Here is a 217-nt window from a genome sequence, read left to right on the forward strand (position 1 = left end):
CAGCGGGGCGCCGTCGGCGTCGCGGACGGTGAGGGCCGGGTCGTCGGCGAGGGCCGTGCCGGTGCCGACGAGCACCGCGTCGTGCTGGGCGCGGCGCGCGTGCACGTCCGCACGGGCCACGGGCCCGGTGATCCAGCGGCTGGAGCCGTCGGCGGCGGCGCTGTACCCGTCCAGCGTGGCGGCGTACTTCCAGGTCACGGTGGGGCGGCCGTGGCGG

1 protein-coding gene is annotated in these 217 nt (G+C 79.7%); it reads right to left on the bottom strand.

Features of this window, described 5'->3' with window-relative positions:
* Window positions 1-217 (bottom strand): RibD family protein (locus tag FHN55_RS21930; RefSeq protein ID WP_139714536.1); only part of this gene is annotated, 217 nt, incomplete at both ends.

It is taken from the genome of Streptomyces sp. NP160 (assembly GCF_006335115.1).
GTDB lineage: Bacteria > Actinomycetota > Actinomycetes > Actinomycetales > Quadrisphaeraceae > Quadrisphaera.